This window comes from Alistipes provencensis (genome assembly GCF_900083545.1).
Taxonomy (GTDB): Bacteria; Bacteroidota; Bacteroidia; order Bacteroidales; family Rikenellaceae; genus Alistipes; species Alistipes provencensis.
The window spans coordinates 63459-78957 of record NZ_LT559262.1; the positions used below are offsets into that span (position 1 = coordinate 63459).

Sequence of the window (15499 nt, forward strand, 5' to 3'; positions counted from 1 at the left end):
TCAAAAATCGTTTGTTAACCGAATTATCCTCTCAAAATACGCGCCAGACGGCAGGCATTCTCGCTGCGGCCGTCCGGAGGGCGAATCCTGCCAAACGAGGCTTTCACCTCAGCGGCAGGCGGTTCCACACGACAAAGATAGGCAATAATATCGGAACGGTCAAAAAAAAGCCGTCCGGGAATCCGGACGGCGCAAAGCAATGATGGGACAGGCCCCTATTTCGCCTGTTTGGTGAGTTTGATGCCGAGTTCGAACTTGGTGCTGTTGTCGAAGATATCGGTGACGAATTTCAGGATATCCTCTTTGGTGATAGCCATCTCTTCACCCATCGAAACACCCTCATCGGGTACCAGTTGGCCGATCAAATCAACCAAGAGCCCCTTGAAAGGCAGGATCATTTCCCGGTCGACATAAAGCGTCGACACATCCCCTTCGACTTTATACTTAAGCGGCAGGGCAAAAACCTCTTCGTTGCTGACCACCCCCAGTTTATATTTGGCAATCATTCCGTCGATCATGGCAGCGATCGGCGTTCCGAGCGTTCCGGGATCGACCTTCGAAATAAACTGCTTGTCAACAGCCAAATAGATTTTACCATCCTGCGTGTAATAACTAATGGCATCGACGGGAACAATCGGCAATGTCTCGATGTCAGGGAAAGAAAGCACCTCCTCACCGAAGGTGGGATTGAAAATATCAGTCAGTCCGTTTTCCAGCGTCACCGAACGGTATTTTGCACCGACACGCCCATCGTCCAGCAGTTCAAGACCGACAAGACCCTGAGCGTAATACGCTCCAACCATCATGGGCAGCATGTATTCAACCAACCCCCATTCAATCGCATTATCCTTATCGCCGTTCAAAGGCAGCGAGGGAGCACCGTTGTCATTCCACTCGGTCGAAAGGACCAAGCCGAAATCGTAAACGGCCGTATTCACCTTGGGAACATAGTTACCGATAAGTTCCGATGCGAATTTGGCTTTCTGGGTGATGGCTACCGTTACGTCCTGAACTCCCGGTGCGCTCAGCACCAGTTTGGCGCTGCGCTTGGTCGAAGCGGTGTTGGGCTGGACGGTGATCTTCACACCGCCCTCCTGCACGACGGGCGTCACCCAGCCCGTCTCGGAACCGTCGTAAACCACATCGGCGCTGTACGAAGAGAGGTGCTCGGTCTCCACGGCCAGCACTTTGGAATAGGTGCCGCTCGTGAAGCGGAAATCGGTGGTTTCGGGAGTCAGCTTGGCCTGATCCTGCTTGTCGTCGTCGTTACAGGCCGTAAAGGCGAATCCCATCGCACCGACGGCCAGCAGCATCGCTGCACGCATAAAAATGTTTTTCATCGTAAAAGGAGTATTTAGAATTCAATTTGCCCGGCAAAAATACCTCCAAGAGATATTACGGACAAATAAATTCAATCGGGGGGGGGAAAGACATCACGAACCGGGATGTTTTCATCACGAACCTTTTTGCCGGAAGCCGGAAAACCGACTGCATCCCACAAAAAAGCCGCGGCATTGCTGCCGCGGCTTTCACCTATTTATTTATGAAGATATCAGAACTCCATCTTCGAAAGACGTACATAGCCGTTGTAGCGCCACTTGGCGTTCTCCTCGGCGGCGGTGAACAATTCGTCGGCCTCGGCGGGGAACGACTTCTGGAGCGAGGTGTAACGAACCTCCTTCATCAGGAAGTCGCGGAACTTCGACCAGTCGGGCTCCTTCGAGTCCAGCACGAACGGGTTCTTGCCCTGCTCCTCGAGCATCGGGTTGTAGTGCCACAGGTGCCAGTAACCGCAGGCTACGGCCTCCTTGCCGACGGTCTGCGTGCGGGTCATGCCGCCCTTGATGCCGTGGTTGATACACGGTGCGTAGGCGATCACGAGCGAAGGACCGGGATAGGCCTCGGCCTCCTTCAGCACGTTGAACAACTGCTGCTGCGAAGCGCCGATCGAAACCTGAGCCACATAGACATAACCGTAGGTCATGGCCATGGCGCCGAGGTCCTTCTTGCGGATGCGCTTGCCGCTCGATGCGAACTTGGCAACGGCGCCCACGGGAGTCGATTTCGACGACTGCCCGCCGGTGTTGGAGTAAACCTCGGTGTCGACGACGAGGATGTTCACGTCGTGGCCCGAAGCCAGTACATGGTCCACACCGCCGTAACCGATGTCGTAGCCCCAGCCGTCGCCGCCGATGATCCACTGCGACTTCTTCACGAGCCACTCCTTGTGCTCGAGGATCTTCTTGCAGGCGTCGCAGCCGCAAGCCTCCATCATGGGGATCAGGCGCGCCGTAACCTCGGCCGATTTGGCCGACGAACCGCGGTTCTCGATCCACTCCTTCATCGTGGCTTTCAGTTCGTCCGAACACTTGGCGCAGTTGGCGACAGCGTCTTCCATAGCATCCTGAATGCGGTCGCGGAGTTTCTCCACGCCGATGTGCATACCCAGACCGAACTCGGCATTGTCCTCGAAGAGCGAGTTGGCCCATGCGGGACCGTGGCCGGCGGCGTTGGTGCAGTAGGGCGTCGAGGGCGCCGAACCCGAGTAGATCGAGGTACAGCCCGTGGCGTTGGCGACCATCATCTTGTCGCCGAAGAGCTGCGAGATGGCCTTGATGTAAGGGGTCTCGCCGCAGCCTGCGCAGGCGCCCGAGAACTCGAACAGCGGCTGTGCGAACTGCAGGTTCTTGACCGACTTGGTCTTGTCCACGACCTGCTTGTAACCGATATTTTTCGTAATGTAATCCCAGTTCTTCTGCTGGGGCATCTGCTCCTCCAGCGGACACATGACGAGCGCCTTCTCCTTGGCGGGGCAGACGTCGACACAGTTCGAGCAGCCCGTACAGTCGAGCGGCGAAATCTGGATGCGGAACTTGTACTCCTTGGTCTCGCCGAGGCCCTGTTTCCACTCCACGCCCGAAGCGGCGGCCTCCTCCTCGGTGGCGAGGAACGGACGGATCACGGCGTGGGGGCAGACATAGGCGCACTGGTTGCACTGGATACAGTTCTCGATCTTCCACTCGGGAACATTGACGGCGATGCCGCGCTTCTCATAAGCGGCCGTACCGTTGTCCCATGTACCGTCCTCACGGCCGGTGAAGGCCGAAACGGGCAGCATGTCACCCTTCAGTCCGTTGATCGGCTCGACGACCTTGCGCACGAACTCGGGGTACGAAGCGTTCGAAACGTGCTCGAAGCCCTTGTCCTCGATCGACGCCCACTCAGCGGGCACGTCGACCTTCACGACGGCGTTGCCGCCGGCGTCGACAGCCGCGTAGTTCATGTTGACGATATCCTCACCCTTCTTTCCGTAGGATTTGAGGATAGCCTTCTTCATCTCCTCGACGGCCTTGTCGAACGGGATGACGTTGGCGATCTTGAAGAACGCCGACTGCATGATGGTGTTCGTGCGCGAACCCAGCCCCAGCTCGGCGGCGATCTTCGTGGCGTTGATGATATAGAAGTTGATCTTGTTCTTGGCGAGGTAGACCTTCATGTGGTCGGGCAGCGTCGCGCAGGTGGTCTCGGCGTCATGCACCGAGTTCAGCAGGAACGAGCCGCCGGCCTTCAGGCCCTTGAGCACGTCGTACTTGTCGACGTACGAGGGAACGTGGCAGGCCACGAAATCGGGAGTGGTCACCAGATAGGGCGACGTGATGGGCAGGTCGCCGAAACGCAGGTGCGACGAGGTATAGCCGCCCGACTTTTTCGAGTCATAGGAGAAATAGGCCTGACAGTACTTGTTCGTCGTGCCGCCGATGATCTTGATCGAGTTCTTGTTGGCACCCACCGTACCGTCGGCGCCCAGACCGAAGAAGAGACCCTCGAACGTGCCGGGCTTCGCCAGCGAAATCTCCTCGCCGACGGGCAGCGAACGGAACGTCACGTCGTCCACGATACCCACCGTGAACTGGTTTTTGGGCTCGTTCATCTTCAGGTTCTCGAACACGGCCAGCATCTGCGCCGGGGTGGTGTCCTTCGACGAGAGGCCGTAGCGGCCGCCGATGATGAGCGGCTTCTTGTCGCACGGGCAGGTGGCAAATGCCTCGACGATGTCCAGATAGAGGGGGTCGCCGTTGGCTCCCGGCTCCTTCGTGCGGTCGAGCACACAGATGCGCTTCACGCTCTCGGGAAGCACTGCCATCAGGTATTTCACCGAGAACGGACGGTAGAGATGTACGGTGACGACACCCACCTTCTCGCCTTTGGCCGTCAGGTAGTCGACCGTCTCCTTGATGGTCTCGGTCACCGAACCCATCGCAACGACGATGTTCTCGGCATCCTTCGCACCATAGTATACGAACGGCTTGTATTCGCGGCCGGTGATCTTCGAAATCTCCTTCATGGTATCGGCCACCATGTCGGGCACGGCGTCGTAGAACTTGTTCGAAGCCTCGCGCGTCTGGAAATAGATATCGGGGTTCTGGGCCGTACCGCGGGTCACGGGGTGCTCGGGGTTCAGCGCCCGGTTGCGGAACTCCTTCAGGGCGTCCCGGTCGAGCATGGCCGTCAGCGCGGCTTCGTCGATCAATTCGATCTTCTGGATCTCGTGCGAGGTGCGGAAACCGTCGAAGAAGTGCAGGAACGGCACGCGCGACTTGAGCGACACGAGGTGTGCGACGCCCGCGAGGTCCATGACCTCCTGCACCGACGAGGTGGCGAGCATGGCGAACCCGGTCTGGCGCGTAGCCATCACGTCCTGATGGTCACCGAAGATCGACAGCGACTGTGCGGCCAGCGCACGCGCCGAAACGTGGAACACGCCCGGAAGCAGCTCGCCGGAGATCTTATACATGTTGGGGACCATCAGCAGCAGGCCCTGCGATGCGGTGAAGGTCGAGGTCAGCGCACCGCTCTGGAGCGATCCGTGCACGGCGCCGGCAGCGCCGGCCTCCGACTGCATTTCAACGACTTTGACGGTCTCGCCGAAGATATTTTTGCGTCCCTGCGCAGCCCACTCGTCCACGAGCTCGGCCATCGTCGACGACGGTGTGATGGGATAGATGGCTGCGACTTCCGAGAACATATAGGCCACATGGGCCGCAGCGTAGTTACCATCACAGGTGATAAATTTCTTTTCTGCCATTTTAGTTGAAATTTTAGATGATATTTGTGTGTATTTCCTAATGATTCAGGCATAGCCCGGAAACACGGGCGATGCAAAGATAGCAATTTCGACCGAGAAACGATGTCTATTTTTGTTCAAAAAAGTGTAAATATTTGCCTTTTCAAATGTTAATAAAATAACAATCGAATTGTTATTCAATTAACAGTAAACTCACGGAGAATCACTGAGTTGAAGAACTTGCTATCCGATAGCGCGTTACCCCGGGACGCACACCGCCGCGGCAAAAAAACGCCGGAACCACCTTCCCGTGATCCCGGCGATATGTCCGAAGTTAAAAATTCGCGATGCCTAAGGTTGCGGTTGCGGAAAACGCCAGTCGGCACCCCGTTTTTCGAAATAACCGTGCGAAAGAATGTGGTCACGGTCAGTGAAAATGTAGAAATCTTCCGGACCATGAAAGACATTGTTGATGTCGATGAGCCGCCGCTCGTCGAGAGCCGTATAGACTGCCATCCCCAGTTCAGGATTTTCGGGATTGGGCATGCAGGCGATAAGGCGCACCTCCGGATCATCGTACCTCCGATCGGCGATAATTGCTCCCGGCTCGACCCGGAAAGGCAATTTCGAACGGTATTTGGCCAGCAGCAGATTGCTCTCCACCGTACCGTAACAAACGATATTACAGTTGTCCAACGGCATTTTCAGGGCTATGCTGTCGGCAATGACCCGCAGCGGATTATTCTCTCGGGAACGGGAATTGATCCAATCCGCGATACGGCGTACATATTCAGCTACCTCCGAAGCAGCATCGCCCACAGTCGGATAGACATATACGAGCTCAGCCGCCCTAAAAACAGCATTGGCAGGTCCTTGAAAACGAGGTTTGTAAAGTTCCGCCTCATTGAACACCTGCAATAGTTCCGGCACATAGTCCGCGAACGTAATACCCGTTGAATCGCGCAGCTCCTCATATTCGCGGAGTTTAGCGACCAAAGGCCGGATATAACCAAAATGAATTTGCTCCTGACCTCTAAGCCGGGACTCGGCCGCTTCGGGACCATACAGCACCTCAGCCAAACGAATTTCAACGGCCCGAACGAGATGTTCGATGACACAAACCCGCCAAGTATGGTAAGCCCATTTTTTCATCTGCTCGCGGATCGGTTCAAAACAGCGGCTACTCTGTGCCACCAGATCAGGATGCAATTCGACTGAAGGGTTGACGAACGAATGGCCGAATTCGTGGAGCAGCAGGTCCGGCAGATTAAGCCGGTCATTCGCCAATGTTCCATCCCCATTTTGGGGTACAGCAACAAGTGCATATACATGCACTCCACCCGTAGAATCGGACAACCGAGGCCCATAATGACCATAGGCATTGAGTGGACACAAAATAATGTCGTAACTCTTCCGCTTCATATTATAATACGATTCGAGCAATTCTACAATATCAAGATCGCCCACTTTCATTTTGCCCCAGTTGAGAAGCCGACAATAGAAATCCTCGTTCTCCGCCCAAAAATCGCCGAAACGGGATTCTTCAGCAAAACTTTTCAAAGCGATTCGGTATCGTCGGAGTCTTTTTTCTATGTTTGCGTCTTTTATCATATAGCCGGGATAAGGACTCTGCTGTTCCAATTCAGGCGGGAACGAATAAACAAGCATTTGTGATGCAATCCCATCACAGCCAATCCTGAATCGATACGGTTTCCTCATACGTTTCACAGCCTTGGAATCGGAGAATGCACCGAAACGGGCTTGTACGCGGTCACTGTAAGGAGTATCATGGGTGCTGAGCGGATATCCGGCCACCACTTGCACGGCCCCGAGCAGCTCCATGCGGGGATCGACGGAAATGGTGAGTTTGCCGATGCTGTCCTTCACCGGGAGCAGCGTCTGGGCATTGGCCGCGAACAGAAAGGCCGAGGCAAGCAGGGCGAGAAGAAGTCGTTTCATTGCAGGATCAGGTTAGTTTATCGGTAAAGTTACTATAAAAATGGAGAAAAAGAGCGGCACTCTGAAAAAATTTAAGTCCCCAACACTCGATCCGACTCGCCCAACACACAAAATCCGGTCGTAAAAATAAGACTTTCGGACAGGCGGTCGTCATGTCCGGAAAAATTATTAACTTTGTCCGTGCGATGTCAAATATTCGCGACCGTTCTTTAAATAATCGAATATAAAAGACGATTGTATTGGGGCTCCTGAAATCTGGTAAATTTTTTGCAAACCCACAATGGATCGTACCCAAGGGTGCGTGCTGATGTGAAGGGTTTGAGGGCTTACCAGAGCCACAGGAGCCGGATGTCGGCAGCACTCTTCTCGTTTCTGCCGGTCATGTCATCATGCAGCGGCGGGAGCGATGGATTCTCCAAATCCCAAACTTCTTCATAGTCACCGAATCCATTTTTTCTGAAACAATGAGGCGTCACTTGTGTTCCCCGCCGCTGCTTTTTCATACCTTTGGTGTCGCAACGACACTTTTACCGGCCGGAAGGGCCCGCTGAACCGAATGCAATCCGGTTTTGCAGCCATTCCGCTTTTTATTACCTTTGTCAACCATGATTCCATACACCAAGAAAATACTGCCGAACGGCCTCACCGTCGTCGTCAACCGCGACCGGGCATCGAAGCTCGCCGCCGTGAACATCCTCTACAAGGTCGGCGCGCGCAATGAGAATCCCGCACGCACGGGATTCGCCCATCTGTTCGAACACCTGATGTTCCGCGGCACGCGCGAGGTCCCCAATTTCGACCTCCCGGTGCAGATGGCCTCGGGCGACAACAACGCCTTCACGAACAACGACTATACGGATTTCTACATCACGCTCCCGAAGGACAACATCGAGACGGCCCTCTGGCTCGAAAGCGACCGCATGGAGGGGCTGGAGATCACCCCCGCGAAATTCGAAGCCGAGAAAAAGGTGGTGATCGAGGAGTTCCGCCAGCGTTACCTCAACCAGCCCTACGGCGACCAGACGATGCTGCTGCGGGCGCTGGCCTACAAGGTTCACCCCTATCGCTGGGCGACCATCGGCCTCACCATCGACCACATCGCCGGGGCGACATTGGCGGATGTGGAGGCTTTCTACCGCGCCCACTACCGCCCGTCGAACGCCGTGCTGTCGATCTCAGCGGACATCGAGGAGGAGCGCATGCTGGAACTGGCCGAAAAGTGGTTCGCACCGCTCGCCGACCACCCCGCCGCCGACGTGGCGATCCCGCAGGAACCCGTGCAGACCGAGGCGCGCCGCGAGGAGGTGGAACGCGATGTGCCGGCTTCGACCCTCACCGTGGCCTACCACATGGGCGGACGCACCGACGCCGATTTCTACACCGCAGATCTGGTTTCGGACCTGCTGTCGGGCGGCGACTCAGGACGGCTGTACACGCATCTGGTCAAAGAGCGCCAACTGCTGTCGAGCGTCAACGCCTATGTCACGGGCGATATCGATCCGGGATTGTTCGTCTTCACGGGCCAGTTGCTGCCGGGTGTCACGCCCGAAACGGCCGAGGCGGCGTTCCGCGAGGAGATCGCCCTGCTGCAAACGACGCCCGCAACCGTCTACGAGATCGAAAAGGTCAAGAACAAGTTCGAAGCCAACACGCTGTTCGGCGAACTGAACGTGATGAACAAGGCGATGAACCTCGGATTTTACGAAATGCTGGGCGACCTCGAACTGATCAACCGCGAAGTCGACCTCTACCGCGCCGTCACCGACGAGCAGATACGCTCGTTCAGCAGCCGCACGTTCCGGCCCGAAAACAGCTCCACGCTCATTTACAACACGAAAAAATGACACAACCCCGCATAACCCCCTCGGAGGTCGAGGTCGCCGAGGCCGCAAAGACCCTGCTGCCCAACGGCGTGGCTCTCTACACGCTCGCTTCGGAGGATTTCGAGGTGCTGCGCATCTCGTTCGTCTTCCGCGCCGGATCGGCCCTTCAGCAGGCCCCCTTCTCGGCATCGGCCGCCGCCAACCTACTTGCCGAAGGCACGCACAGCATGTCGGCCCATGAGGTCGCCGAACAGCTCGACTACTACGGTTCGTGGTACGACGTCAACATCGACCGCGACTACGCCTATATCAATTTCGCCACCCTCTCGAAGTTCTTCGACCGGACGCTCGCCGTGGCGGAGGAGATCCTGCTCCGCCCCACGTTCCCCGAGGAGGAGCTGCGCACCTACGCCGCCAAGCGCAAACAGCGGCTGGCGATCGACCGCACGAAAGTCGATGTCGAAGCCCGCGAAGCCTTCGCCCGGGCGCTGTTCGGGGCACAGCACCCCTACGGCATCTCGTCGGACGAGGCGGAATACGACCGGCTCACACGCGACGACGTGGCTGGTTTCTACCGGCGGTTCTACACCGCCGAGAACTGCTTCGTCGTATGCAGCGGCCGCATCGGGGAGCACGAATTGCAGGCCGTCGGAGCCCTCGCTGCGCAGCTTCCCCACGGGGAGGCCGAGACGGCGATCCGATTCCCGGCGCCCGAGACCACCCACGCGGCGTTCGTCGACCACCCCGGGGCCGTGCAGTCGTCGCTGCGGCTGGGACGCCTGCTGTTCCCGCGTCCCCATCCCGATTTCGTAGGCATGCAGGTCGTAGCGACGGCGTTGGGCGGCTATTTCGGATCGCGGCTGATGCAGAACCTGCGCGAAAAGCACGGGTACACCTACGGCGTGGTGGCCGCGATGGTCAACTTCGAACGCGAGGGTTATTTCGCCGTGGCGGCGCAGGTCGGGACCGATGTCACGCAGGAGGCCCTGCAGGAGATTTACAAGGAGATCGAGCGTCTGCGCACGGAGCCGATGCCCGAAGAGGAACTGGCACTGGTGAAGAACATGATGACGGGCGAGATGATGCGCATTCTCGACGGGCCGTTCGGCATCGCCGACGTGACGATCGAGAACATCCTCTGCGGCACGGACAACACGGCAATCGGCGAGAACATCCGCCGTATCCGGCAGATGATGCCCGCCGACGTGCAGGAACTGGCCCGGAAATATCTGGCGAAGGAAGATTTGGTGACGGTTATTGCCGGTGCGCGGCAACCCAATTCGTAAGTTCGACGAAATCGGCCACCGAAAGCTGCTCGGCACGCCGGGTGAAGAACGGATGTTCGGCGCCGCCGAAGTCGCCGAACACGGATTTTAGCGAGTTGCGGATCATCTTGCGGCGCTGGCCGAAGGAGGCTTTCACCACCCTGACGAACAGTTCTTCGTCGCATCCGAGGCGCTCCGTGGCGTTGCGGCGCAGGCGGATGACCGCGCTCTTGACCTTCGGGGGCGGGTTGAAGACCGTTTCGTTGACCGTAAAGAGGTATTCGATGTCGTACCACGCCTGCAGGAGCACCGAAAGAATGCCGTACTCCTTCGATCCGGGAGGTTCGGCCAGCCGCACGGCGACCTCCCGCTGGATCATGCCGACGCACTCGGGCACGAGGTCGCGGTTTTCCAACACCTTGAAGAAAATCTGGGACGAAATGTTGTAAGGGAAATTGCCGATGATGCGCAGTCCGTCGGGGAAGCGTTCGCGGAGGTTCATCCGCAGGAAATCGCCCTCGATAAGCCGCGGCGCAAACTCCGGATAGTGGGCGTGGAGGTACACGACGCTCTCCGAGTCGATCTCGGCGCCCCACGTCACGATGTCGTCCCGCCGCAGCAGAAACTGCGTCAGCACGCCCATGCCGCACCCCACCTCGAGCACCGGACACGGCGCGGCGGAGGTTCCGCCCGAGAGCGAGTCGCAAATCTTGCGTGCAATGTTCAGGTCGGTGAGAAAATGCTGCCCCAGCGCCTTTTTGGCCCTTACTTCCGTCATAATTCCGTTTAATAGGCTACAAAGGTAGTAAAAAAACGGATTACGCGCGGCTTCGCAAAACCCGCCGTTCAATAAAAGTGTCGTTACGGCACCAACGGTAATAATATTTCGTACCTTTACCGCCAATGAAACTGTTACCCTGCCTTCTGGCAGGCGTCTGCTGCGTTGCAGGCGCCTCCGCCCAACTCAGAACCGAATCCGTCCTGCCCCGCAAAGCCGCTCCGGAAAAGTCGGCGGCCATTTACGACTCGACGGCCAACATCCGCGTAGGCGGCGACGCGGCCTATTACGAGAGCCTCAAAGGGCAGCGCATCCTCTTCTATCCCCGGGACATCCACGCCAGCCTGAAGCCGGTCGCCTATTTCAACTTCCTCGCGGAAGAGCCTGCCGCCGTCGCCGTCGACACGGTGTGGCTGCGCAAACCCCGCAGGAAGGTCCGCCCGGAGGATTTCCGGATCGACACCGTCTACAGCGACGTGTACAGCCCCCGGTATTACAAGTACTTCAGATTCGGCGACATAACGTCCCTCGGCTGCTCGCTGCACGAGGCCAAAGGGATCGGCACGCTGGACTATTCGGGACAAAACCGGTCCGGATGGTTCACTCCGGCGGAGGCGGTCGAAGGTCAGAGCTTCGAAATCCTCGGGATCGAAAAAAGCAAACTCGAAGATTCCGAACTGCTGATGTTCCGGCTCCGCGACGACGCAGGCAAAGTGCTCTGCTGGTTCGCACACAGCGGAAAGGATGCGGAAAACCTGCGGGACGAATGTTATCCGGCAGCCGTCGAGGGGCTGATCGAAAAATACCGCACGGCGTATCTCGGCAAGGATTTTTTCCTGACGGGGCGAAAGCCCGGGGCGAAAGGCTACACCTCCTCGTTCGGGCTGACGGCCAAAACGACGGAGGGCGAAGAGGACATCCTGCGGTTCGACACCGAGATGCACTGCTCGGACGTGCGGCTGATCGGTGACGGAACGGGTTACGCCGTGCCGTCGTTCGTCTTCGAGAAGAAGGAGGACGGCGTGCAGATCTACATTCCGCTCACCCGCTACCCCGCGCCTTTCGGCGTCGACGGATACATGCTGTCAAGTCAGCAGGCCATCGTGGAAGAATTGGAACTCACGCCCTCCGAGGCGGTGTATGCCCAACGCGCCGAAGCGGAACGGCAGCGCGAAGAGGCCCGCATCCGGCAAGAGAAAGAACAGCAGGAGCGCAAAGCGATGCTTTACAGGAAATACGGCAAGCGTGACGCCGAGCTGATCCTCGGGCGTCAGGTGCGGCTCGGGATGACCCGCGAGATGTGCCGCGAGGCGTGGGGGTCGCCCGAGGACATCAACCGCTCGTCGGGAAGCTGGGGCGTGCACGAGCAATGGGTCTACGGGCTGGGCAGTTACCTCTACTTCGAAAACGGGATACTCTCCTCCATCCAGAATTAACGCACGAATCCGCCGGACGACATGAGATCGTCCGGCGGATTCGTTCTGTTTCCGGCAGCAGTCCGTCCCTCAGCGCTTCGAACGGCGGCTGCGTTTCTTTTCAAGGCGCTGCTGTTCGCGCCGGGCACGGGCCGCACGACGCTGCGTCAGGCGGAACGTGTAGAGCAGACCCACGAACCCCACGCCCAAAAGCGTGACCCAGAACCACACGGCGATGCCGCGATCCATGAACTCCAAGGCATAGATGATGCCCGCGATAGCCAGCACCATTGCCACCAGCCGCACAAGCTGCATAAGGTTGGTCTTCATATCAATCCTCGTTTTGAACATGTTGCTTTTTCCGGTGCCGGAGCGCCCCGAGGGTCATCATGGCCGAAGCGACGGCCAGCACCAGCGGGACATACCAGATGTCCCCGCCGTCGGCAACGGCCACACGCCACGCTGCGGCGACTGCCCCGACGAAGAAAACTGCGGCCATGATCGCCTGAAACCGGTCTATCACACACATAGGCTACGGAATCTTGTGCCGGTTGATCTCGTCGAGATGCCGGCATTTTTTCTTTTTGCACTCATTGTAAACCATTCCGATACCGGCCGCGACGAACAACAGCGCCACAACCATATCGAACACATTGTTCTGACGGTTCAGGGCCCAGTAGATATTGACACCGAGCCACGCAATCGTCACCACCAGAAACATCAGGGCAAGCGTAAAAGTCTTCTTGTTCATAGGCGTCATAATTAGGTTATATCGGTTAGTTACATCTCTTGCTATCCCGGCACCAAAAGTACCAACCCCGTTCCATTTATTTTTGATTTTGGAGGAGCGGTTTCGGGCTTCGGGATGTGGACCGAAGCAGGAGCATACATAAGTATGTGACTGTTTCGGGCCGCAAACGAAGTGCGGAAAATGCCCTGTAAAATCAAAAATCAGTTGCCCTGTTCGCACATGAACTTAATGCGCACGAGGCGTATCTCCTCCTCGGTATAGTCGGCCCCCAGCTCCTCGATGGCCATGTCGAGCGAATCGCTCTCGGCATCCTCCTTGAAGTAGAGGTAGATATCCTCGATCTTGTCCTCGTCCATAAACCCTTTCAGGTAATAGGAGATATCGAGTTTCGTTCCCGAGTTGACAATGCCTTCGATCTCGGTGAGCAGTTCGTCGAAATCGAGGTCCTTGGCCCGGGCGATATCCTCGAAATCCATCTTGCGGTCGATCGACTGGATGATGAAGATTTTGTTGCCCGACTTGCTGGCCACGCCCTTGACGATCATGTCCTGCGGACGGATGATCTCCTTCTCCTCGACGTAGGCTTTGATGAGCTTGATGAACTCCTCGCCGAACTTGCGGGCCTTGCCCACACCCACGCCCGTGATGTTCTGCATCTCCTCGAAGGTGATCGGATACTGTACGGCCATGTCCTCCAGCGACGGGTCCTGAAAGATGACGAACGGCGGCAGCCCGTGCTGCTTGGCCACCTTCTTGCGCAGGTCTTTGAGCATCGAGAACAACTCTTCGTCGGCGGCGCCGCCCTTGCCCATCGGAGCCACGGACTCCGATTCCTTCTCCTCCTCGTCGTAGTCGTGGTCGAGGGTCACGGTCACCGGGAACGGCAGGGCGATATAGCCCTCGCCCTTCTTGTTGATCGAAATAAGACCGTAGTTCTCGATATTCTTGTCCACGAGTCCCAGAATCAGCGCCTGACGCAGCACCGCACCCCAGAACCGGGCGTCGTGCTCGGCACCGGCGCCGAACCATTTCGACTTGTTGTGGCCGTAACTCTTGATAAGCGCCGTGGTCTTGCCCACCAGCACGTTGACGAGGTAGTCGGCCTTGAACTTGTCGCCGATGTCGCGCAGGGCCTCGAGGGCCATCTTCAACGCCGCCTTGGCGTCGACCTTCGGCTTCGGATTGCGGCAGTTGTCGCAGTTGCCGCAGTTGTCCTCGGTGTAGTCCTCGCCGAAATAGTGCAGCAGCGTCTTGCGGCGGCACATCGAACTCTCGGCATAGGAGACTGTCTCGAGCAGCAGCAGTTTGCCGATCTCCTGCTCGGCGATGGGCTTGCCCTGCATGAACTTCTCGAGTTTCTGGATATCCTTGTAGCTGTAAAAGGTCAGGCAGTAGCCCTCGCCGCCGTCACGGCCGGCGCGGCCCGTCTCCTGATAATACCCCTCCAGTGATTTGGGAATGTCGTAGTGAATGACATAACGCACGTCGGGTTTGTCGATGCCCATGCCGAAGGCGATCGTGGCGACGATCACCTCGACGCGCTCCATCAGGAAATCGTCCTGATTGGCGGCGCGGGTCGAAGCGTCCATACCGGCATGATAAGCCAGCGCACGGATACCGTTGGCGACGAGCAGTTCGGTGAGCTCCTCGACCTTCTTGCGGCTCAGGCAGTAGATGATGCCGCTCTTGCCCTCGTTCTGCTTGATGAAGCGGATGATGTCGCGGTCGACGTTGCGTTTGGGGCGGATCTCGTAGTAGAGGTTCGCCCGGTTGAACGACGATTTGAAGACCGAAGCGTCGGACATGCCCAGATTCTTCTGGATGTCCAACTGCACCTTGGGCGTGGCCGTAGCCGTGAGGGCGATCAGCGGCGCGGTGCCGATCTCGTTGATGATCGGGCGGATGCGGCGGTACTCGGGACGGAAATCGTGGCCCCACTCCGAGATGCAGTGCGCCTCGTCGATGGCGTAGAACGATACCTTGATTTTATGCAGGAACGCCACGTTGTCCTCCTTGGTGAGCGACTCGGGAGCGAAATAGAGCAGTTTGGTCTTCCCGGCGAGCACGTCGGCGCGGACCTGCGCCACGGCGGTCTTGTTGAGCGACGAATTGAGGAAGTGCGCGATCCCCGACTCGGCCGAGAACGTGCGCATCGCGTCGACCTGATTCTTCATCAGGGCGATCAGCGGCGAGATAACGATGGCGACCCCGTCCATCAGAAGCGCCGGCAACTGATAGCACAACGACTTGCCGCCGCCCGTAGGCATCAGCACGAAGGTATCATTGCCCTCCAGCACGTTGCGGATCACCGCTTCCTGATTCCCTTTGAACGACGAGAAGCCGAAATACTCCTTCAGCTTGTCGTGCAACAGGGATGAATCGAATTGTTTCATTTCGCCGTTTATGTGATTTAATGCTTTAAAATCGGAAAATTCAATGTAAA

General features: G+C 57.5%; 12 protein-coding genes. 3 read left to right on the forward strand and 9 right to left on the reverse strand.

From position 1 onward, the window contains the following. Window positions 1-215 precede the first annotated feature (215 nt). The 4 genes from BN5935_RS00410 to BN5935_RS15280 all read right to left on the reverse strand — a co-directional run bounded on the left by BN5935_RS00410 (window position 216) and on the right by BN5935_RS15280 (window position 7527). Complete coding sequence (locus BN5935_RS00410) at window positions 216-1340, reverse strand: BACON domain-containing protein (RefSeq protein WP_147625747.1); 1125 nt, start codon at window positions 1338-1340, stop codon at window positions 216-218. A 212-nt stretch (window positions 1341-1552) separates the two neighbouring features. Continuing rightward, a complete protein-coding gene (gene nifJ / locus BN5935_RS00415) occupies window positions 1553-5086 on the reverse strand; it encodes a pyruvate:ferredoxin (flavodoxin) oxidoreductase (RefSeq protein ID WP_064974340.1) in 3534 nt (1177 codons plus the stop codon). Between the two features lie 330 nt (window positions 5087-5416). Beyond that, window positions 5417-7024 (reverse strand): DUF4932 domain-containing protein, encoded by a 1608-nt coding sequence (locus BN5935_RS00420; protein WP_064974341.1) that lies wholly within the window; start codon window positions 7022-7024, stop codon window positions 5417-5419. Window positions 7025-7350: 326 nt separating this feature from the next. Next, the gene (locus BN5935_RS15280; protein WP_162272048.1) at window positions 7351-7527 is read right to left on the reverse strand and encodes a hypothetical protein; all 177 of its coding nucleotides are present in this window, start codon (window positions 7525-7527) and stop codon (window positions 7351-7353) included. A 102-nt stretch (window positions 7528-7629) separates the two neighbouring features. Here BN5935_RS15280 and BN5935_RS00425 point away from each other — a divergent pair, with 102 nt between their 5' ends. Together BN5935_RS00425 and BN5935_RS00430 are read left to right on the forward strand one after the other, a co-directional pair. Further along, window positions 7630-8868 (forward strand): M16 family metallopeptidase, encoded by a 1239-nt coding sequence (locus BN5935_RS00425; protein WP_064974342.1) that lies wholly within the window; start codon window positions 7630-7632, stop codon window positions 8866-8868. Further along, complete coding sequence (locus BN5935_RS00430; protein WP_064974343.1) at window positions 8865-10133, forward strand: M16 family metallopeptidase; 1269 nt, start codon at window positions 8865-8867, stop codon at window positions 10131-10133. Before BN5935_RS00425 ends, BN5935_RS00430 begins: the two co-directional genes overlap by 4 nt. Here BN5935_RS00430 and rsmA read toward each other — a convergent pair. Further along, window positions 10102-10890 (reverse strand): 16S rRNA (adenine(1518)-N(6)/adenine(1519)-N(6))-dimethyltransferase RsmA, encoded by a 789-nt coding sequence (gene rsmA, locus BN5935_RS00435; RefSeq protein WP_064974344.1) that lies wholly within the window; start codon window positions 10888-10890, stop codon window positions 10102-10104. The two genes, BN5935_RS00430 and rsmA, sit on opposite strands and share 32 nt — an antisense overlap. A 125-nt stretch (window positions 10891-11015) precedes the next feature. Here rsmA and BN5935_RS00440 point away from each other — a divergent pair, with 125 nt between their 5' ends. After that, window positions 11016-12326 (forward strand): hypothetical protein, encoded by a 1311-nt coding sequence (locus BN5935_RS00440; protein ID WP_064974345.1) that lies wholly within the window; start codon window positions 11016-11018, stop codon window positions 12324-12326. Window positions 12327-12395: 69 nt separating this feature from the next. Here BN5935_RS00440 and BN5935_RS00445 read toward each other — a convergent pair whose 3' ends face one another. From BN5935_RS00445 to recQ, 4 genes are all read right to left on the reverse strand, one after another. Continuing rightward, window positions 12396-12635, reverse strand: a complete 240-nt coding sequence (locus BN5935_RS00445) for a hypothetical protein (RefSeq protein WP_064974346.1) — start codon at window positions 12633-12635, stop codon at window positions 12396-12398. A 1-nt stretch (window position 12636) separates the two neighbouring features. Next, window positions 12637-12834 (reverse strand): hypothetical protein, encoded by a 198-nt coding sequence (locus tag BN5935_RS00450; protein WP_064974347.1) that lies wholly within the window; start codon window positions 12832-12834, stop codon window positions 12637-12639. A 3-nt stretch (window positions 12835-12837) separates the two neighbouring features. Continuing rightward, window positions 12838-13056, reverse strand: coding sequence for a hypothetical protein (locus tag BN5935_RS00455; protein WP_064974348.1), 219 nt, complete (start codon window positions 13054-13056; stop codon window positions 12838-12840). 200 nt (window positions 13057-13256) lie between these two features. Continuing rightward, entirely contained in the window at window positions 13257-15449 is a 2193-nt protein-coding gene (recQ, locus tag BN5935_RS00460; RefSeq protein WP_064974349.1) for a DNA helicase RecQ, read from the reverse strand. Window positions 15450-15499: the final 50 nt, after the last annotated feature.

Excerpts from the sequence above, each read along its gene's own strand:
- BN5935_RS00410 (WP_147625747.1), bottom strand. The coding sequence starts at position 1,340 with ATGAAAAACATTTTTATGCGTGCAGCGATGCTGCTGGCCGTCGGTGCG.
- nifJ (WP_064974340.1), bottom strand. The coding sequence starts at position 5,086 with ATGGCAGAAAAGAAATTTATCACCTGTGATGGTAACTACGCTGCGGCC.
- BN5935_RS00420 (WP_064974341.1), bottom strand. The coding sequence starts at position 7,024 with ATGAAACGACTTCTTCTCGCCCTGCTTGCCTCGGCCTTTCTGTTCGCG.
- BN5935_RS15280 (WP_162272048.1), bottom strand. The coding sequence starts at position 7,527 with ATGAAAAAGCAGCGGCGGGGAACACAAGTGACGCCTCATTGTTTCAGA.
- BN5935_RS00425 (WP_064974342.1), top strand. The coding sequence starts at position 7,630 with ATGATTCCATACACCAAGAAAATACTGCCGAACGGCCTCACCGTCGTC.
- BN5935_RS00430 (WP_064974343.1), top strand. The coding sequence starts at position 8,865 with ATGACACAACCCCGCATAACCCCCTCGGAGGTCGAGGTCGCCGAGGCC.
- rsmA (WP_064974344.1), bottom strand. The coding sequence starts at position 10,890 with ATGACGGAAGTAAGGGCCAAAAAGGCGCTGGGGCAGCATTTTCTCACC.
- BN5935_RS00440 (WP_064974345.1), top strand. The coding sequence starts at position 11,016 with ATGAAACTGTTACCCTGCCTTCTGGCAGGCGTCTGCTGCGTTGCAGGC.
- BN5935_RS00445 (WP_064974346.1), bottom strand. The coding sequence starts at position 12,635 with ATGAAGACCAACCTTATGCAGCTTGTGCGGCTGGTGGCAATGGTGCTG.
- BN5935_RS00450 (WP_064974347.1), bottom strand. The coding sequence starts at position 12,834 with ATGTGTGTGATAGACCGGTTTCAGGCGATCATGGCCGCAGTTTTCTTC.
- BN5935_RS00455 (WP_064974348.1), bottom strand. The coding sequence starts at position 13,056 with ATGAACAAGAAGACTTTTACGCTTGCCCTGATGTTTCTGGTGGTGACG.
- recQ (WP_064974349.1), bottom strand. The coding sequence starts at position 15,449 with ATGAAACAATTCGATTCATCCCTGTTGCACGACAAGCTGAAGGAGTAT.